Source organism: Geomonas ferrireducens (assembly GCF_004917065.1).
GTDB lineage: Bacteria > Desulfobacterota > Desulfuromonadia > Geobacterales > Geobacteraceae > Geomonas > Geomonas ferrireducens.
In genome coordinates this window covers 1,266,611-1,284,909 of sequence record NZ_SSYA01000002.1, presented here as the reverse complement: position 1 = coordinate 1,284,909, position 18,299 = coordinate 1,266,611, and the positions used below count along the sequence as shown (strand labels likewise).

Annotated in this window: 15 protein-coding genes and 1 tRNA gene; 5 read left to right on the top strand and 11 right to left on the bottom strand. The window is 60.7% G+C overall.

Features of this window, described 5'->3' with window-relative positions; all coding sequences use genetic code 11:
* Positions 1–4: 4 nt before the first annotated feature.
* The 10 genes from E8L22_RS14530 to E8L22_RS14485 all read right to left on the bottom strand — a co-directional run bounded on the left by E8L22_RS14530 (position 5) and on the right by E8L22_RS14485 (position 10,470).
* Positions 5–2,341, bottom strand: coding sequence for an endonuclease MutS2 (locus tag E8L22_RS14530; RefSeq protein ID WP_136525838.1), 2,337 nt, complete (start codon positions 2,339–2,341; stop codon positions 5–7).
* 107 nt (positions 2,342–2,448) lie between these two features.
* Complete coding sequence (locus E8L22_RS14525; RefSeq protein ID WP_136525837.1) at positions 2,449–3,636, bottom strand: phospholipase D-like domain-containing protein; 1,188 nt, start codon at positions 3,634–3,636, stop codon at positions 2,449–2,451.
* A gap of 89 nt (positions 3,637–3,725) precedes the next feature.
* Entirely contained in the window at positions 3,726–3,947 is a 222-nt protein-coding gene (locus tag E8L22_RS14520; RefSeq protein WP_136525836.1) for a NifU family protein, read from the bottom strand.
* 87 nt (positions 3,948–4,034) lie between these two features.
* Positions 4,035–5,435 carry an aspartate ammonia-lyase gene (locus E8L22_RS14515; protein WP_136525835.1) on the bottom strand — a complete coding sequence of 467 codons (1,401 nt, stop codon included), beginning with the start codon at positions 5,433–5,435 and terminating at the stop codon, positions 4,035–4,037.
* 65 nt (positions 5,436–5,500) lie between these two features.
* The gene (locus E8L22_RS14510; RefSeq protein WP_162604838.1) at positions 5,501–6,115 is read right to left on the bottom strand and encodes an HAD family hydrolase; all 615 of its coding nucleotides are present in this window, start codon (positions 6,113–6,115) and stop codon (positions 5,501–5,503) included.
* Positions 6,112–7,272, bottom strand: a complete 1,161-nt coding sequence (locus E8L22_RS14505) for a class I SAM-dependent methyltransferase (RefSeq protein ID WP_136525833.1) — start codon at positions 7,270–7,272, stop codon at positions 6,112–6,114. The genes E8L22_RS14510 and E8L22_RS14505 overlap by 4 nt, the downstream gene beginning before the upstream one ends.
* Positions 7,273–7,384: 112 nt before the next feature.
* Positions 7,385–7,678 carry an addiction module antidote protein gene (locus tag E8L22_RS14500; RefSeq protein WP_136513749.1) on the bottom strand — a complete coding sequence of 98 codons (294 nt, stop codon included), beginning with the start codon at positions 7,676–7,678 and terminating at the stop codon, positions 7,385–7,387.
* A 1-nt stretch (position 7,679) separates the two neighbouring features.
* A complete protein-coding gene (locus tag E8L22_RS14495) occupies positions 7,680–7,970 on the bottom strand; it encodes a type II toxin-antitoxin system RelE/ParE family toxin (protein ID WP_281282988.1) in 291 nt (96 codons plus the stop codon).
* A gap of 71 nt (positions 7,971–8,041) precedes the next feature.
* Entirely contained in the window at positions 8,042–9,043 is a 1,002-nt protein-coding gene (locus tag E8L22_RS14490; protein ID WP_136525831.1) for a helix-turn-helix transcriptional regulator, read from the bottom strand.
* Positions 9,040–10,470 carry a DEAD/DEAH box helicase gene (locus E8L22_RS14485; RefSeq protein WP_136525830.1) on the bottom strand — a complete coding sequence of 477 codons (1,431 nt, stop codon included), beginning with the start codon at positions 10,468–10,470 and terminating at the stop codon, positions 9,040–9,042. The genes E8L22_RS14490 and E8L22_RS14485 overlap by 4 nt, the downstream gene beginning before the upstream one ends.
* Positions 10,471–10,749: 279 nt before the next feature.
* Here E8L22_RS14485 and trmB point away from each other — a divergent pair, with 279 nt between their 5' ends.
* Positions 10,750–11,373 (top strand): tRNA (guanosine(46)-N7)-methyltransferase TrmB, encoded by a 624-nt coding sequence (gene trmB, locus E8L22_RS14480; protein WP_136525829.1) that lies wholly within the window; start codon positions 10,750–10,752, stop codon positions 11,371–11,373.
* A 68-nt stretch (positions 11,374–11,441) separates the two neighbouring features.
* Here trmB and E8L22_RS14475 read toward each other — a convergent pair whose 3' ends face one another.
* Positions 11,442–14,411 carry an NAD-glutamate dehydrogenase domain-containing protein gene (locus E8L22_RS14475; protein ID WP_136525828.1) on the bottom strand — a complete coding sequence of 990 codons (2,970 nt, stop codon included), beginning with the start codon at positions 14,409–14,411 and terminating at the stop codon, positions 11,442–11,444.
* 256 nt (positions 14,412–14,667) lie between these two features.
* Here E8L22_RS14475 and truD point away from each other — a divergent pair, with 256 nt between their 5' ends.
* The 4 genes from truD to E8L22_RS14455 all read left to right on the top strand — a co-directional run bounded on the left by truD (position 14,668) and on the right by E8L22_RS14455 (position 18,224).
* Positions 14,668–15,864 (top strand): tRNA pseudouridine(13) synthase TruD, encoded by a 1,197-nt coding sequence (gene truD / locus E8L22_RS14470; RefSeq protein ID WP_136525827.1) that lies wholly within the window; start codon positions 14,668–14,670, stop codon positions 15,862–15,864.
* Between the two features lie 33 nt (positions 15,865–15,897).
* On the top strand, positions 15,898–16,740 hold the full coding sequence (gene ispE, locus E8L22_RS14465) for a 4-(cytidine 5'-diphospho)-2-C-methyl-D-erythritol kinase (protein WP_136525826.1): 843 nt from the start codon (positions 15,898–15,900) through the stop codon (positions 16,738–16,740).
* A gap of 4 nt (positions 16,741–16,744) precedes the next feature.
* Positions 16,745–16,819 (top strand) — tRNA-Gln (locus tag E8L22_RS14460).
* A 94-nt stretch (positions 16,820–16,913) separates the two neighbouring features.
* Positions 16,914–18,224, top strand: a complete 1,311-nt coding sequence (locus E8L22_RS14455) for a site-specific integrase (protein ID WP_136525825.1) — start codon at positions 16,914–16,916, stop codon at positions 18,222–18,224.
* Positions 18,225–18,299 lie beyond the last annotated feature (75 nt).

The window sequence follows — 18,299 nt, the reverse complement described above, 5'->3', positions numbered from 1 at the left end:
GTCTTTAGCGCAGCGTCACCACGGTCACGCCGTCGCCGCCCTCAAAACGCTCGCCGGTGCGGAAGGATGAGACGAGGGGGTGGTCGGAAAGGAAGTTCCGCACTCCCTTCATGAGCGCGCCGGTACCCTTGCCATGCACCACGCGCACCTCTGACATCCGCTCGAGCGAGGCGTGGTTCAGGAAAGGTTCCAGTTCCCCGATTGCCTCTTCGACCCGCATGCCGAGGAGGTTTATGCTGCTTGCGGCCTCGGTCTGCTCCGCTTCCTGTTTGGCGCGCTGCTTCCGTACCTTCTTCGGCTCTTTTCCTTTGGGCTTTAACAGTGAAACCATGGCGACGTCGAGTTCCATGCTCCCGGCCCGCACACGCACGCGATCGCCGCGACGGTCAACGGAGAGGATGGTGGCGTCGCAGTTGAGCGGCTTCACGAAGAGGATGTCGCCTACGGCGATGGCGTCGGGATCGACGCTCTCCTCCGGGTGGAGGCTGTCGAGTGCTTCCTCCACCTCGCGCGCCGCCTGGTCCAGCTTATCCTTCGCCTCGCGCGCCTTCTCCCTCTTCGCCTGGTCCAAGAGGGAGGCGACCTCCCGCCTCGCCTTTGCGATGATCTCCTGTGCTTCCAAAAGCCCCTTCTCGCGGGCGTCCTGCACGAGTTTCGCCGCCTCGTCGCGCCGGTCCACGAGGTTTCGCTCGGACGCGGCCACTTTCTCCTCACGCTCGTCGAGCTCGCACAGGGTCCGCTCCAACAGCTCGCGTTTCCCCTTGAGGTCGCGCAACAGCGCGTGGAAATCCGCCTCCATGGTGCCGATCATCCCGCGGGCGAAGGCCACCACCCGCTCGGGGAGACCGTAGCGGCTGGCGATCTCGAGCGCGTGCGACTCGCCCGGCTCTCCCACCACGAGCCGGTAAAGCGGCGCGAGCCGGTCGCGGTCGAAGGCCATGGCGGCGTTCACCATCCCTTCCTCGCGCTGCACGAAGCCGATGATCTCGGTGAGGTGCGTGGTGGCGACGACGAGTGCCCCTTTGTCATGCAGCTCCTTAAGCACGGCGCAGGCGATCGCCGCCCCCTGTCCCGGCTCCGTGCCGGTCCCAAGTTCATCCAGAAGGATCAGGGTGCCACGGTCGGCGCCCCGTAGAATGCTCGATATCTTGGAGATGTGGGCGGAGAAGGTGGAAAGGCTTTCCTCGATGGACTGCTCGTCGCCGATGTCGACCAGGATCTTTTGCACAAGCGGCAGCACCGTTCCGGGGTTGGCCGGGACCGGCATGCCGCAAAGCGCCATCACGCTCAGAAGACCGGCGGTCTTGATGGCGATGGTCTTGCCTCCCGTGTTCGGCCCGGTGACGACCATGACGCTGTTGTCGGAGGCGAGCTCCAGGTCTAGCGGCACCACATCCTTTCCCAACAGGGTGAGAATCGGGTGGCGCGCCGACTTTAGCAGGATCCCCGGGGTCTCGGCGATGACCGGCGTCTCGCACCTTAATTTGTCGCTCAAAGTCGCGATGCAGTTCAGGATATCGAGCCGTACCAGCGCCTGAAACTGCTCGAGGAGTTCCTCGGCATCCTCGCGGATCCAGTCGCAGATCTGGCGCACGATGCGGATCTCCTCGGCGCGCTCGTCGGCCACCAGGTTCTCGAGTTCATTGGCAAGGCCGATGATCTCCAAGGGCTCCATGAAGGCGGTCTCGCCCGAGTTCGAGACGTCGTGCACCACACCCGGCACCATCCCCTTGGAGTCCATGCGCACCGGGATGACCCAGCGCCCCGACCTCTGGGTGATGAAGTCGTCCTGCAAAAAGATCGCGGTATGCCGCTCCCGCACGATCTCCTCCAGGCGCCGCTTGATGCGCGTGGTAAGCCCCTTCTTTTTGGAACGGATATCGGAGAGCAGCGTCGACGCGGTGTCGAGGATCTCCCCCTCCTCGTTCACCGTATGCTCCAGGGGCTCCAGAAGATCGGGGAAACCGCCGATGGAGCCCGCCGCGGCGAGAAGGAACGGCACGTCGTTTCTGAAGGCAAGCTGCTTCGATATCGCCGCCATGACGCGCAGGGTGGGGATGAAGCGCTGCAGCGCGATAGGGGCGATGACCGCACCTTTCGGACGCACCGCCTTCACCTGCGGCGTGATGTCCTCGAAGGGGGCGAGCTTCAGCGAAATGCCTTGCCTCGTGAGCCTGCGGATCTCCTCCACGAGTCCCAGGCGCTCCTCTATGGCGCGGCGATCGGAGAGTGGGGTGACGGAAGATACGCCCAGGTGCGAGGCTTCGCAGTGGGCAAAGGCGGCGGCGGTATCGAGGATCTTGTCGAATTCCAGCCGCTTGAGGGTGTCCTTGTCGATCATGTAGATAACTCCGGGTAGATAACAGGCAAAGGCCAAGGGGATGAGCTGTGGCGCTCAGCCTCCTTGGCCTCTTGCAGATTTTGTTGATGTGCCGGCCTTTTAAGTGCCTACAAAAACCAGGCGACCGGGCTGAAAAGCCGCTCCAGAAGCCGCACGGGCCAGCCCCGCTTCTCGTGTTCGTGCAGCACGATGCGGCGCGTGCCCGCAAAATCGGCTTCGAGCATTTCCGCGACCTGGCTTCCGAAATCGCGGCTGTCGACCACCACGTTCAGCTCGTAGTTGCGGTGGAAGCTTCTAAAATCCATGTTCGCCGAACCGACCATGACCCAGTCGCCGTCGATTAAGAGCACCTTCGCGTGCAGCACGGCACTGTCCAGTTCGTGGATCTCGATCCCGTTTTTCAAAAGCTGCGCGTAGTAGGTCCGGCTCACCAGGCGCACAAGGGGGACGTCGCTTTTGTACGGCAAGAGCAGTTTCACGTCCACGCCGCGCCCCGCGGCACGCAGTAGCGAGCGCATCACGCGCGGGCCGGGTACGAAATAGGGGCTCGCGATGGTGACGCTCTCGGATGCGCCGGCGATGGCGACGCGGAAGGCGCTCCTGATGAAGCTCCGCTTGTGATGCGGTCCGCCGTTCACCACCATGACCTTGGCGTCGCCGGTTATCTCCGGCATCGGCGTCGGGTCACAGCCGACCGGGGGGATGCCGGTTTCCTCGGTCCAGGTCTCCCGGAAAAGCCGGAGCAGCTCGAGCCCCGCCTCACCCTCGATCTTCAGCCCCACGTCGCGCCACTTCGTCTCTTTTTTGCCGAGTCCCGAGTAGACGTCGGCGATGTTCATGCCGCCGGTGAAGACGCACCATCCGTCGATAATGACGATCTTTCTGTGATCGCGCTTGTCGAACCAGGCGATCCCGCGGCGAAAGGGGGGCGGGTTGAACGGGGCGCAGTTCACCCCCTTCTTCATGAGGCGCTTGAAGAAGGATGCCGGTGTTTCGAAACAGCCGATGTAGTCGTAAAGGACGTGTACCCGCACCCCCCGGCCCGCCGCTTCGATCAGCGCGTCCGCCACGCGGCGTCCGGTCTCGTCGTCGGCTATGGCGTAGAACTCGAGGCCGATGCTCGTTTTCGCCCGGGGAATCGCTTCCAATAGCGCGGGGAAGAATTCGGAACCATAGCGGTACAGCGTGGCGCGGTTCCCCAGAAACGACACCGCCTCGGTGTTCTTCTTAAAGAGATCGAAGAACCTGGGGGTCCGGAACAGGAACTGCTTTCTTTTGCGGCGCACGCTGGTCATAGATCGGGAACCTGAAAGCGAAAAAGCGCGGAAATAACGTCGAGCATTACTTCCGCGCTTCGGGTGCTGCGGCTAAGGGGAAAAACCCGCTAGACGGAGACGACTTCCTTGATGCCCGGGACCTTTTCCTTGATGGTCCTCTCGATCCCCATCTTGAGAGTCATGGTGGACATAGGGCAGTGGCCGCACGCGCCGACCAGACGCACTTTCACCACGCCGTCATCGGTTACTTCAACGAGTTCAACATCGCCGCCGTCCGCCTGAAGCGCCGGCCTGATGTTTTCCAAAATGGCTTTAACTTCTTCTGTCATGTACTCCTCCAGTTCTCTGTGGTTTACAACAGGTACGAGTCTATAGGATTTTGGTGATAAATGCAAAGCTCCAGTGAGGCTACGTACTTACTCCTTGCCGTGCACGCCCGGCGTAGTGAGCGGGTAGGGGGAGAGTACCTCTTCCAACTCCTCCTCGGTCAGGATGCCGCGCTCCAGGATCACCTGGCGGATGCTGTTGCCGGTCTTGGCCGACTCCTTGGCCACCTCGGCCGCCGCCGCGTAACCGATGCTCGGCGCGAGCACCGTCGCGAGGCCGACCGATTGATCGAGGTAGCTGCGGCAGCGCTCTTCGTTCGCGCTGATCCCGGTGATGCAAAGCGTCGTCAGCTGGTGCAGGCAGTTTTTGAAGATCTCCATGGAGAAGAGCGTGTTGAAAGCGATCACCGGCATCATCACGTTCAGTTCCAGCTGTCCGGCCTGCGCTGCGAGGGATACGGTCAGGTCGCATCCCATCACCTGGAAGCAGACCATGTTGGTCACCTCGGGGAGCACCGGGTTTACCTTGCCCGGCATGATCGAGGAACCGGGCTGCATGGCCGGGAGGTTGATCTCGGCAAGACCGGTACGCGGCCCCGAGGAGAGAAGCCTCAGGTCGTTGGCGAGTTTGATCACGTTCACCGCGGCCCCCTTCACGCTGGAAGAAAGCGCCACGAACGGGTCCATGTTCTGCATCCGCTCAACGAGGCTCTCCCCGCGGGTGAGCTCCTCGCCGGTTTCCCGCGCGAGCCCCTCGACGATCAGGTCGATGAAGGCCTCTTCCGCGTTCAAGCCGGTGCCGACCGCGGTGCCGCCGATGCCGAGCTCCCTTAAGCCGGGGAAGGCGCGCTCGATCCCGGCGCGGTTGTTCTCGACGGCGATGCCCCAGGCCGAGAACTCCTGCCCGAGGCGGATCGGCACCGCGTCCTGCAGGTGGGTGCGTCCCGATTTCAGGATGTGATCGAACTCCATCCCCTTGCGTGAAAGCGCCTCGGAGAGGTGTCTCAGCTCACCGTCCAGTTCCTGTGCGAGTTCGAGGGCGGCAAGACGCATGGCCGTCGGGAACACGTCGTTGGTGGACTGCGCCATGTTGACGTGGTCGTTCGCGTTCACCCTGCCATACTCGCCGAGCTTTCCTCCCAGGATTTCGTTCGCCCGGTTTGCCAGCACCTCGTTCACGTTCATGTTGTGCGAGGTGCCCGCGCCAGCCTGGAAGGGGTCGACGACGAACTGGTCCGCCAGCGCGCCGGAAAGCGCCTCGTCGGCCGCCTTTACGATCGCCTCGCCGAGCTCGCGGTCGAGCCTCCCCGTGGTCATGTTGGCCTGCGCCGCGCACTTCTTTATCCTGATGGTCGCGCGGACCAGCGCCCGGTGCGGCTTGAGCCCGGAGATGGGGAAGTTGTTGATCGCTCTCTGTGTCTGTGCGCCGTAATAGGCGCCTTCGGGGACCTCTACCGTCCCCATGGTGTCCTTTTCGATGCGGTTTGCCATGGACAGCTCCTTGTTCGGTGGAGCACAGGTGACATAGATAGTCACCTGTCTCGCAGTCTGGTGTATCAGTGTACCAGATCTGCCAGTGTCAGCAGCTCTTCAGTGGTCCTTGTTTCAAGGACGGCGCACCCCAGTGTCTTGGGGACGGCTAGATCGACGTCATAGCGGTCGCCCACAAAGAGCGTCTCGGAAGGAAGGCAGCCGATTTGGGAGAGGATGTCGGTGATGATGGCGCGGTCCGGCTTCGGGATCCAGTAATCCTCGATGGTGAACACCCGGTCCATCAGACCGGTGATGCCGATCCGTTCCATGATGCGCCCGGAAAGGTCACGGTTGTTGTTGGTGTAGAGGTGCAGCCGGTAACGCTTTTTGAGTGCGCGCAAAAGTTCCTGTACACGCGGGTCTGGCTTCAGCATCGTTTCCGGTGTGCAGTCGGCGGCGAAGCGGCGGTGCAGCTCCTTCAAGGTACCGCCGAGTGCAACCACGGCGCGGCTCAGGGTGCCGCCTTCGCAGTCCCGGGCGCGGGTTTGCTGCAGCAGGTTTTCCGCCTCTTCGGGCGGGACACCCTTGAGGTCCGCCACGTAGTCGATGGCGCTCTGGTTCACCTGCTCACCCAGGCGCTCTTCTTGGTACAGGGTCCCGTCGAGGTCAAAGACGATCGCCTTGAGCGCGGTGGTCACAGTCCCATGCCCCATTTCCTCATGCAAAGAAGTTGCGGCTTCTCCACCCCCTTTGCCTGGATAAGGACCTTGAAGGTATCCCCCATCCCTCCCTCCGGGAGCATGAGTTTCTTGATGGCGAGCCGGTGCTTCAGGCTTTCCTGCTCGTCCTTTGCCTGGGCCTCGAGTTTCATCAGTTCATCCATGAGCCCGACGCCGAGCAGGAAGCGGTACTGTTCGCCGTACCAGGCGCTCGCAAGACCCGCCTCGTTTCCTGCCTCGATGAGGGCGCTGAAGTTGATGTGGGTGGTGATGTCCTGCTCGCCGACCTGGCGGTACGGGTCCTCGTTGGTGGAGTGCTTGTAGTAGCAGAGCAGGGTGCCGTTGCGCCGCTGCGGCGTGTAGAGTTCTTCGGCGAGATAGCCGTAGTCGACGGTGAGCACGAAGCCGCGTTCGAGTGCCTTCGCGGCGGAGGCGATCCAGGCGGGCGCGGCGAGGTTGATCTCCGCCCGCTGCCCCGGCATGAGCCTCACTTCGAAGCGTCTCAGGTAGTTTTCCAGCTCGGAGGTGGAGGGCGCGAGGAGCTTTTCGCGGAAGCCGTCTCCGTCGGCCGAGACGAAGACCTCCTTGAGGCCGGATTCCGTCATCTCGACAAGGTGCACCGGCATGGCGTCGAAGAGTTCGTTGGAGATGATGCAGCCGGTGAAGGAAAGCTCTCCCTTGGCGAGTTCCTCCGGGGTGCTCCAGGCGAGATGTTCCGCATGGCGCTCAAGGCGCGCGGCCTGGGCCTCCTTTAGGGAAGGCTCCTTCTCGATGAGGCGGTAGGTCAGTGCGGCGTAGAGTGCAGGGTTTTCCTCGGCGGCGGCATCGAGGATGTCCTGGGCCAGCTGTCCCCCGCCGGCACCTGCCTCGGCCACGGTGAAGGAGGCGGGGGAGCCTAGCAGTTCGAAGAACCTCCCGATCTCGCGCGCGATGAGGCGGCCGAAGGCGCTGTGAACGTTCATGCTGGTGTAGAAGTCCCCCTCGGCGCCCACCTTGCGTCCCGGCGAGGTGTAGTAGCCGAGGTCCGGCTCGTAAAGAGCGGACTCCATGAATGAAGCGAAGGTGATGTCGCCGCGGGTGCGGATACGTTTGAGGATGAGTTCGGCGAGTTTGGTCGTTGCAGCGGCGTCAGCCATCAAAAGCCCTCCTGAATCTGAAGGTCTTTTTATATACGGAACGAAAAAGCTTGTCAACGCGGGAGGGGGAGGGGTGCAGGAAGAGCCGGCGGTCAAAAACAGTTATGCTGCATCAGCGGGGTTCCGCATGTAACTTGAGGCCTAGCGCTGCAACAATTTTGAGTATCGTATCAAACGTCGGGACGCGTTCGCCCGACAGCGCCTTGTACAGACTTTCTCTGGAAAGTCCTGCGTCTCTTGCAACCTGAGACATTCCCTTCGCACGTGCTATGTCGCCAAGCGCTTTGGCGATGAACGCCGCATCTCCGTTTGCCTCTTCCAGGCATGCTTCAAGATAAGCCGCCATTTCCTCTGGTGTCCGGAGGTGTTCAGCAACATCGTAACGAGTGGTGGTTGATTTTGGCATGTCACTTGTCCTGTATTTCGTCTGCTAGGCGCAGCGCTAACTTGATATCGCGGGTCTGACTCGCTTTGTTGCCGCCGGCCAGAAGGATTATCAACTTGCTGCCACGCATCGTGAAGTAAACCCGGTACCCACGGCCATAGTCGATCCGCATTTCCGAGACTCCTTCACCTACCGGCTTGACGTCTCCGGCATTCCCGGCTGAGAGTCGCTCGATCCTGACGAGAATGCGAGCTTTCGCTCTGACGTCGTACAGGTTGTCGAGCCAATCGGCAAACCGCTTCGTTTTGCGGATTTCTATAATGTATTGAGTGTATCCTGCTGGCTACATAGAGTCAATACGAAGCCATGGATGCGTTGGTCGAATCAGGCGCCGCGGTAGAGAAGAACGGTGGCTTGCGCCATGCCTGCCAGTTCTTCCCGCAGTTCGGCTGGGGAGAGGAGTTCGGCGTGCGCGCCGTAGGAGAGAAGCCAGGAGAGTATCTCCATCTTGCCGCCGGCATGAAAGCTAAGGAGGATCGATCCGTCCGCCTGTTCCTCTATCTTCTGCGACGAGTGCCAGATGCGGTCTTTTATCGCGTGGGCGATGGAGGCGGAGAAGCGGACCACCACGTCCATGGGAGACTCTGCGACGATCCCGAAGGCCTCGCCTAGCGCCTGTCCGGGGCGGTACCCCTCCGGGATCTCGAAGCGCTCCTTCAGCGTTTCGACGCCGCAGATGCGCTCGATGGCGAAGGTGCGCAGCGCCTCGCGCTGCTGCGCGTACCCCAGGAGGTAAATGCCACCCTTCTGGAAGAGCAGGGTGTACGGATCGACCTTGTAGTCGGAAGGCTCGGCGCGGCCGGGTGAGCGGTAGGAGATGACGATGCTCTGCTGGTAGAGGAGGGCGTTGCGGATCTCTCTTAAGTGGTGGGCGCAGCGCGAGTAGTCCCGCTTCCCCTGTAAAAGAGGGAGCGAGACCTCGGCTATGCGTTCCATGTGGGCGGCAAGGCGCGGCGGCAGCACCGAGTTCACCTTGCCGAAGACGCTCTGCATGTCTTCCATGAAGGGGGTTCCCTTCAATGGGTCGAGTTGCGAGCGGAGCAGGGACAGGGTCATCAGCTCCTGGAGCGTGAAGCTGATGGGGGGGACGTCCTTGAAGCGGGTCAGGAACCGGTACACCTTCTCGCCGTCCTGCCAGTCGGAGATGAGCGGATAGCCCGCCTCCTGTATGGCGACCAGGTCGCGGTGGATGGTGCGCTTGTTGACCCCGGCCTCCTCGGCGAGTTCGGCGACGGAGATGCCGTGGCGCGCCTCGATGAGCCGGATGACGTCGTGGACCCTTCCCGCTTGGGAGTATTTGCGCGGCGGACGTCCCTTTCCGGTCACGGCTGCTCGGGTTGCTGTTCCGCAGTCTTCGCCTTCGGCTTGCGGCGACGGCGCTTCTTTTTGGCTGCTGCATCCCCCGTAGCGGCTGCATCGACTGACGGGGCTTTCTCCTCCGCTGCGGGCTTGGCCACCTTCTGCTCCGGTTTCTCCTTTTCGGAACCGGATCTGCTCCTGCCGCGGGACTCTCCGCGCCCGGGCTTACCCCCGCGCTCGCCGGGCTTGCCGCCACGGCCGCCGGGCTTGTCATCGGTGCGGCGAGGAGGCCTGGCCGTCCTCTTGTAGTCGTGGACGAACATGTCGTCTTCGGCCCACTCGGTGGGGATCTTCTGCTTGATGAACTCCTGGATCGCTTCGATGAAAAAGGCGCCGTCCTCGTCCGCGAGCGAAATGGCCATCCCCTCGGCGCCTGCGCGCGCGGTGCGCCCGATGCGGTGCACGTAGTCCTCGCAGTCCTGCGGCAGGTCGTAGTTGACGACGTGGGAGACACCTTCGATGTGGATGCCGCGGGAGGCGACGTCGGTGGCGATCATGATCGGGAGGAGGCCCGCCTTGAAGTCGGATAGGATCTTCATGCGCTTTCTCTGCTCGACGTCGCCCGAGATGACCCGGCAGGGGAATTCGTTGGCGTTGAGACGATCCTGCAGGTACTCGGCCTCGCGCTTCGTGTTCACGAAGATCATGGTCCGGTCCATCCCCATCTTCCTCAGCAGCCCCAGAAGCAGTGGGAACTTTTCCTTGCGGGATACGTGATAGAGCACCTGCTCGACGCGCTCGGCGGTCATCTGCTCGGGTGTCACCGAGACCTTCTCCGGCATGTTCATGAACTCGTAGGCAAGTTCCATCACGCGGGTGTTGAGCGTCGCGGAAAAGAGGAGGTTCTGGCGCTTGTCGTAGGAGGGGAGCCTTCTCAGGATGAAGCGCAGGTCCGCGATGAACCCCATGTCGAACATGCGGTCCGCCTCGTCGATGACGAGCGCCTCGACGTCCTTCAGGGAGTAGACCTTTTGCTTGAGGTAGTCGATGAGGCGCCCGGGGGTGCCGATGACGATGTCGGCGCCGGCCTTCAGCGCGTCGCGCTGCTTCATGTAGTCGACGCCGCCGTAGATCGCCTGGATGTTGAAGCCGGTGTGTTTGCCCAGCGTCTGGGCGTCTTTTTCGATCTGCACCACCAGTTCGCGGGTGGGGGCGAGGATCAGGGCGCGGGGATGATGCTCGGCGCCGGTTTTCTGCTGGTTTAGCAGGCGGGTGAAGATGGAGATGAGGAAGGTGGCGGTCTTGCCGGTGCCCGTCTGGGCCTGTCCCGCTACGTCCTTGCCCGAGAGGGCAAGCGGCAGCGCCTTTTCCTGGATCGGTGTGCAGTCTGTGAAGCCGGTCTCCTCGATCCCCTTCAGGACCACCTCCGGCAGGTTCAGCTCGTTAAATTTCATGCTGTTGTTTTCCTTTTTATGCCTTATTTCAACCGCATATAATTAACATGCCATGGAAAAAATGGCAAGGAAAGCCTCGGATAACTGTGAGAGGCGGGGTTCAGACTGGTACCGAGACGTAGATCGTAACCGGATTGCGTCCAGCGCCAGGTGGGCTGGTTCACCTTTTCTCTTAGGCAATGCTCACCTTTCCGATCTGTTATCTTTGTGCCTTTGCGCCTTTGCGTGACGGTGCTTTTTGTGCTATGTTCCCCGCGACAAAATACGCAAGAGGTTCCGATGACGCAATCCTTCATCCACATCGATTCACCCAACTACCTGAAACTCGAAGACCTCCCGAACCCGCCCAACTGGCCGGGCATCTTTGGCAACGACAACAAGCTGGCCCTGGAAATCGGCTGCGGCGTGGGGGACTTCATGCTGAAGACCGCGCTCGATAAGCCCGACACCAACTTCATAGCCATCGATTTCTACAACAAGGGGTGCGACAAGACCTGCCGCCGCATGGATCGGAACGGCATCACCAACGTGCGCGTGGTGCGCGACGAGGCCCGCGCTTTTGTCACCGAGCGCATCCCCAAGGGGAGTCTCTCCGCCATCTACATCAACTGCCCCGATCCCTGGCCCAAGAAGCGCCACCGCAAGCGGCGCTTGGTGAACCGTGAGTTCATTGAATTCCTGCTCGACTACATGGTGCCGGGAGGCGACTTCTACTTCGCCACCGACTTCGACGATTACGGCATCGACGTCGCCAACGCGCTCCCTGAAATCGCCGCGCTGGAGAACCGGTTCGCTCCCGAACTCTACCGTCACGAGTTCCCCGAGTACCACCTCTCCAAGTACATGCGCAAATTCATGGCCGAGGGGAAGCAGATCTACTTCATGCACTACAAGGTCAAGTAGTACGCCTGCTCAGAACGCAAAGAGGGGGACCCTGCAGCAGGGTCCCCCTCTTCGTATTTAATGCATTTTTAAAGCTCCTTCCCGACCATGCGCGCCAAGTGCCCCTTTAGTGTCGCCTCGAAATCCGCCTCGCGGTCGCCGCGGTAGACAAGCGACGAGCCGATCTCGGCGGCGAGGATGGCGAACAGGTACTTCTGCGGCAGGCGCGAGATCCTCTTCGCGTACTTGGGTTCCTCCCTGAGCATCCTGGGGAGGTGGGAGAGGATCGCCTTTTTGTAGATGGGCTGCATGCAAAGCTGCGGGCGTTTCTGGAAGAAACGGTAGATGGTGGCGTAGTGCTCGTTTATCTCGCCGCTCAGCGCATCGGAGATCTCGGTGCATAAAAGCCCGGGCTGCTCGCGGTGCCGCTTGAGGATCAGCTTCGCCTCGTCCGCCGCCCGCTGCTCGAGGATCTCCAGGACGTCCTGCACGTAACGCTCCTTGTGGGCCAGGAACTCCGCCTCGCTCAAAAGAAGGTTCGCGATGATCTCGTAGGAGGATGAGATCACCCCGCACTTGTTGGCGGAGGCGTCGCGCATGATGATGACCCCTTTCTTCTGCAGCTGCACGCGCGCCTCGGGTGTGATGAACGAGTTGGCCCCCTCGACGATGGCTCCGGCAGACGGGGCGCCGTTTGGCAGGAAGTAGTTCTGCCAGTTGTCCTTGTCGATGGTCTCGGGGCGTCCCCCCGCGGGGATGAATAGGTCGGTCTTCACGGTGAAGGGAAGGCTTGCGTACACCCTTGAGAACTCGTCGGTGGAGATCCACTCCTCGCGCAGCCCGTCGTTCGTCTTCGAAACCTTGCGGTAGAGTTCGCGCAACCCTTCGCGCCGGCTGCCGCTTCGGTAGAGCAAAAAGCCGCCCGGGTGCAGTGCCTGCGGATCGAAGGCGTCCAGGTCCTGCTTCAATACGATGCGGGAGAGCTCACGGCGGTCCGCGCCTTCGGGATCGCACAGGGCGGCGGTGCCGTCCAGGATGAGCTTAATTGCCACGTTGGGGGTGCGCTCCAGCATGATGCGCATGGCGTTACCCGCCACGTCGCCGTTTGGGCCTCCGGTGAACTTCACGCTGAAACGGTCGCGGTAGATGTCGATGCCGAGCTCCGCCATGGTGATCTCGGCGAACTTCACCACGCCGGTTGAGGTTACGCCGTACTCCTTGTGGTTTATCCCGACCTCCTTGCTCGACATGATGCCGATGCCGAGGATGTAGCCGCGCCGCTTGGAGAGGCGGGCGATGTTCTCGATCATGGAGTCGTGCATGTTCTCGTCCGGGCCCAGTTCGATCGGTTCGTCCTCGCGGTAGTAGTCGACCACCGCAGGGGAGCGGGCGATCCCGTTATCGGTCACGAAGATGTCGAGGAAGGCGTGGGTCACGCCGTGCTGCAGCTTGTAAAGGCGCCACGTCTCCATCTGGCGCTCGCTTCCCCTCTGGAGGTCGGAGGCGTCGAGGATGAGGACGAGTTTCGATCCCCCCTCGTAGATGTCCTTGTTTTTAAGATGCTGGGTGTGCGCGAGGACGAAGTTCTCACGGAAGATGGTGTTCGCGTTGGTGATGAAATCGTCGCCGTTTCTCGCAATCACCGTGCGCCAGCCGCCGCGGGCGATGTCGGAAAAGCCTATGTGGTAACCGAAGCCGTAGCGGCTGAAGAAGAAGGTGACCCGGAAAGGGGTCGCCTGCGGCAGATCGCCGGTGAAGGCGGCCCCGAGTTCGGTCAGGTAGGTGGGGGAGAGGCGGAAGGCGATCGCCTGCTTCTCGAGGACGAAGAAGTTGGTCTTCAGCGTGTGGGTGATGAAGATGAGGCAGCAGCGATAGATGGTGCGCCTCACCTCGTCCAGGTAGCGATGCCCGGTGTTGTAATCGTTCACCGCCTGCAGCGTCTCCTGGAGGGCGGAACCGTAGACCGGGCTGCTTTCGGTGATGGCGGGATCGAAGCGGGCCTTGAAGAGCTTCACCATTTGCAGCGACATCTCCGGGTGCGCATGGAAGGCGCTCTGCACGTCGTCAAGGCCGAAACGGTCCGGCTGGTTGTGGGCTAGGTTCGTGTGGCAGAAGGCGATGAAGGCGTTGACAAGCGAGGCTTCTTCGCCGGTCATGACCCCCGCGGTCACGAACTCGCGGTAGGTGTAGCTCTTCGTCGAGACGATCTGGGTGTTGTAAAGCTCCTGCTGCAGCTTGCGGAAAAGTTCCGATCCCGGCTCCAGCGTCTCGCCGGAGCGCCGGTTCACGAGGAAGGTCCCCAGAAAATAGGGGTGGACGCCGTTCGATATGGTGAGGCAGTAGGCGCGGTTCACGCCCAGGTCGAGCCGGTTGAACACCTCCATGAGCTGCAGGAGGAATTCCTTCTGGGGCGGGTTCGCCACCGCGAAGTGCACCCGCGAGATCTTCGCGTCCGGGGTCGGCTCGACGTACAGGTACAGACCGCCGCTTCTGGTCGCCTTTTGCTGTAACTGCAGCACCTGGGCCACACGCAGGGGCGAGGAGATCCTCACGTAGTTCTCGTTGTTGAGCCAGAGTGTCTTCAGGAGCCGGTCGAACTCCTTCATGTCGAACTCGGGATAGCTGTGACGTAGTTGTGTCGCCACTTTGCGGGTGAGGGGAAGGGGAAGCTGTACCTCTCGCCACGCCTTTATGTCGTCGTTGGCCTTGCGGTCGAACTCGAAACGCTGGATCTCGAGCGCCTGCGTCATCTCCGGCATAGGGCCGTCGGAGTGGGTGATCATGGCATAGGATATCTCCCGGTCTTGGAAATGACGCAGCGAGTCGTAGAGCGACCCCGGCTCGTTGACCCGGGCAAGAATCAGACTCTTGTCACGGTCGGCCAGGATCAGGCGCCGGTTCGTTTTCAGGGAACGGAGCTCACGCTCAAGGAGCGCCAGCGCCTCAGGCTCGTCCTGCATCGAGTTGAAGAAGAATGGTGTGATCTGCTCTTTGAGCCATTTGCGGTTCTCAATAAGCTCATTGGCCCTGATTGTTCTGGCATTGGCCTTGCTGCTCATGCTTCATTCCCCTTTGAATGAGATATAAGAGATATGCGCCACAAGTATATCAGCGGGTAAAGCGTTTGCTCGACCTTTTTACCGCCGTCCGGGTGTGGTTTGTTGCTTCCGTAGCAGCTTGGTAGTTATTCTCGATAAAGTCGCACCTTGGAGGCACCGGCGCTCGCTTCACGAACTGAGTACGACGAAAGCAGTTGAAACAGGTATCTCTACTGGGTATGATGCTGCGGTTGAGAAAACGGATGACGGAGGGGTAGTGCAGAGATATCTGACCGCAGAGGTGCCGGGAACGGGCGGCATAATCAAGAACAGCCCGGAAGACTTCATCGTCGAGGAGGTCCCGGCTTATCAGCCGAGCGGGCAGGGGGAACACTGCTTCGCCACCGTTGAAAAGCGTGGCATCACCACCCTCGAGGCCGTGCGCCGCCTCTCCAAGGCCCTCGGCGTACAGGAACGCGACATCGGCTACGCCGGCATGAAGGACGCCGTAGGCATAACCAGGCAGACCATCTCCATCCCGCGCGTCGCCCCGGAGAAGGTTCTCGCCCTCGAGATCCCCGGCATCAGGGTGCTCGCCGCGGTGAAACACGGCAACAAACTGCGCCTTGGGCACCTGAAGGGGAACCGGTTCGAAATAAGAGTACGCGACGTGGCGCCGGGGGCGCTGGCAAACGCCGAGGCCGCCTTGAAGGTGCTCGTCGGCCGCGGGGTTCCCAACCGTTTCGGCGCACAACGCTACGGCGTGCAGGGAAACACCCATGACATCGGTGCCGCCATGCTGCGCCGGGATTTCAAGGCCGCCATCGACATCCTGATAGGGGACCCTGAACAGGTGAGCGACGAGCGTTGGCGCGAGGCGATAAGCGCCTACCGTGCCGGCGACCTGGCCGGGAGCCTCGAACTCTACCCCGGCCACTTCCGCGTGGAGCGCGAGCTCCTCTCGCGTCTGCTGCAGCGCCAGGACGCCTTCGAGCGGGCTTTCCATGCGGTGCAGCCGCGCATGAAGCGTCTGTACCTCTCCGCTTTCCAGTCCTCGCTGTTCGACGCAGTTTTGGAACAGCGGCTCGAGACCTTCGACCGGGTCGAGGTGGGGGACGTCGCCTTCAAGCACGAAAACGGCGCCTGCTTCCTCGTTCAGGATGCCGCTGTCGAGGCGCCGCGCGCTCTCTCTTTCGAGATCTCCCCAACCGGCCCCATGTTCGGGTGCACCATGATGGAGGCGCAGGGACTCCAGGGGGATCTGGAAGCCCGGATCCTCGCGGCCGAGGGCCTCACCCCGGAGAGCTTCAACCTCTCCGGCGGTCTGTGCATGGAAGGCGAGCGTCGCCCACTCCGGGTACCGCTCTCCTCGGCTTCGGTACGTGAGGAAGGAAAAGACCTGCTGTTCGACTTCTCGCTGCCGCGCGGCGCCTACGCGACCTGCGTGCTGAGCGAGGTTATGAAGGACCACTAAAGAAAAACCCGTAAAGGGGGAAGGAGTATTTCAGTGGGAAAACTGCACCTGCTGGCACCCGCCAAGGTGAACTACCGGCTGGACGTGCTGGGGAAGCGGCCGGACGGATACCACGACCTGCGCATGGTTATGCAGCGGGTCGACCTGTGTGACGAGGTCATCATCACCCTTAACGATGCGCCGGGGATACGCGTCACCTGCGGCAAGAAAGGGGTTCCGGACGGTCCGGGCAACATCGCCTGGCGCGCGGCCGATGCGCTTTTGCAGCTCTCCGGCAAGGCCGTCGGGATCGACATCGCCATCAACAAGCGGATTCCCGTTGCGGCCGGCCTGGGAGGGGGAAGCAGCGATGCCGCCACCGTGCTCATGGGTGTGAACGAACTGCTCGGCCTGAAGCTTTCCGACGAACGCCTCATGGAAATCGGCGTGAAGCTTGGGGCCGACGTCCCGTTCTTCATCTTCAAGAAAACAGCGCTCGCCGAGGGTATCGGGGAAAAGCTGACCGCTATGGAGTCCATGCCTGCTCTCTGGGTTGTGCTGGTGAATCCAGGAATTCATGTTCCGACGGCTTGGGTGTATCAAAATTTGATATTGACAACCAAAGCCGCCGACTCTATAATTCGCGGTTCATACAGCAGCGTCGCAGAAGTTGCCGAGCTTCTTTCCAACGACCTGGAGCCGGTCACGTGCGGGAAGCATCCGCTTCTGAACGAGCTGAAGGCGATGCTGCTTGAAGCCGGAGCGGCCGGTTCCCTCATGTCGGGGAGCGGCGCCACCGTCTTCGGGATCTTCGAAGACGAAGCGGTCGCCCAGAAGGCCGCGACGGAGATAGCCGCGGCACGAGGTTGGTTCGCCGTAGCTGTGAAAACGATTTAGATATTGGGGCGTCGCCAAGCGGTAAGGCAACGGGTTTTGATCCCGTCATTCCCAGGTTCGATCCCTGGCGCCCCAGCCAATACCAAATACTGTTGTTGATTCAACAGTTTAAAGCCTTGATCCTCTCTGTGTAGCGCATTTTGCTACACACAAAAAGGGGTCGAGGCTTTTCCATGTCCAGCTATCTTATCAGCAGAAATGGTCACTATCACCTCAGGGTCAGAACACCTCTAGACCTCCTCGGCATCATTCCTCAGACAGAAATTACCCGTTCACTCAAGACTACCGATCTCAGGATAGCTAAGGCAACAGCTCTGCCTTACCTTCAAGGGATCAGTCAAACAGTAACCTTGCTGCGGTCAATGTTCATCACCCCAGAACAGGCTCAGGTGTCACTACGGAACCTTCTTGGCCGAAAGGTCAGGGGAGTGTCTCATGGTGTCGATAAGTCGGCTCAGGGGGGTGCTGCGGACGTCACACCAGTTGTGGGGGGCACATCGCTTGCCACCGTTGTTAAGGCTTTCCTGAAGGACAAGGAACGGGAGTGGACACCGAAGACCAGGATGGAGAATAAAGGAGTCTTTGGCCTCATAGTTGACCTTATTGGCGATGTAGCCGTGGCGTCGATTGACAGGGGGAAGGTGAGAGACTTCAGAGAGCAACTGGTGAAGCTCCCGCCCAATGTGGGCAAATCCTATCCTGAGCAGTCGCCCCTTGAAGTCCTGCAGCGGATTGATTCCGGTGAACTGTTGACCACCCCCATGAGCATCACCTCTGTGAATAAGCACATCTCCAGGCTCTATTCGATAATGAGTTACTGCATAAAGGAGGGGCACCGGACAGACAACCCCGCTTCAGAGATGAACATCAAGCAGCACAGGAGACCGGATGAGGAACGGAAAGCCTATGACCTCCAAGATCTGAGGGTAATCTCAAGGAATCTCCCCAGGAATAGCAGCAAACCAGAGAGGCTGTACGTTCCAATGATCTGTATGTTGTCGGGGATGAGGCTTGATGAGGCTTGCCAGTTGTACCGAGAGGACATCATCCAGGTCGATGGGGTATGGTGCTTCGATGTTAACGACTACAAGGATAAAAAATTAAAGAACCTGTCGAGTAAGCGCATTGTTCCCGTTCATCCTGCTTTGATTGAACTGGGGTTATTAAGCTACGTAGAGCGATGCCAGGATGGGAGTCGGCTGTGGGAGAATCTTAAGTGGTGCAAGGTGAACGGATACAGCAACTCATTAGGCAAGTGGTATCAGCGATTCAATCGGGGGCATGTGACTATTGACCCCCTCAAAACTCTGCACAGCATGAGGCATTCATTCGCCGACAACCTGAAACAGCTGGGAGTACAGGATAACCTCATCTCTGAACTGATGGGCCACGCGAACAACAGCATCACAACAGGAAGGTACGGAAAGAGGTATCAAGCTAAGGTTCTGCTAGAGGTGGTAAGCAGGCTTGACTATGGCATATAAGCCAAATCATGACATCACAATAGCGGATTAAGGCGTTGACTCTTGATGATATCTAAGGTAGGTTTGTTAGCCGAA

Bases quoted from the DNA above. Each gene is read 5' to 3' on its own strand.
- E8L22_RS14530 (WP_136525838.1), bottom strand. From the start codon at position 2,341: ATGATCGACAAGGACACCCTCAAGCGGCTGGAATTCGACAAGATCCTC.
- E8L22_RS14525 (WP_136525837.1), bottom strand. From the start codon at position 3,636: ATGACCAGCGTGCGCCGCAAAAGAAAGCAGTTCCTGTTCCGGACCCCC.
- E8L22_RS14520 (WP_136525836.1), bottom strand. From the start codon at position 3,947: ATGACAGAAGAAGTTAAAGCCATTTTGGAAAACATCAGGCCGGCGCTT.
- E8L22_RS14515 (WP_136525835.1), bottom strand. From the start codon at position 5,435: ATGGCAAACCGCATCGAAAAGGACACCATGGGGACGGTAGAGGTCCCC.
- E8L22_RS14505 (WP_136525833.1), bottom strand. From the start codon at position 7,272: ATGGCTGACGCCGCTGCAACGACCAAACTCGCCGAACTCATCCTCAAA.
- E8L22_RS14500 (WP_136513749.1), bottom strand. From the start codon at position 7,678: ATGCCAAAATCAACCACCACTCGTTACGATGTTGCTGAACACCTCCGG.
- E8L22_RS14485 (WP_136525830.1), bottom strand. From the start codon at position 10,470: ATGAAATTTAACGAGCTGAACCTGCCGGAGGTGGTCCTGAAGGGGATC.
- trmB (WP_136525829.1), top strand. From the start codon at position 10,750: ATGACGCAATCCTTCATCCACATCGATTCACCCAACTACCTGAAACTC.
- E8L22_RS14475 (WP_136525828.1), bottom strand. From the start codon at position 14,411: ATGAGCAGCAAGGCCAATGCCAGAACAATCAGGGCCAATGAGCTTATT.
- E8L22_RS14455 (WP_136525825.1), top strand. From the start codon at position 16,914: ATGTCCAGCTATCTTATCAGCAGAAATGGTCACTATCACCTCAGGGTC.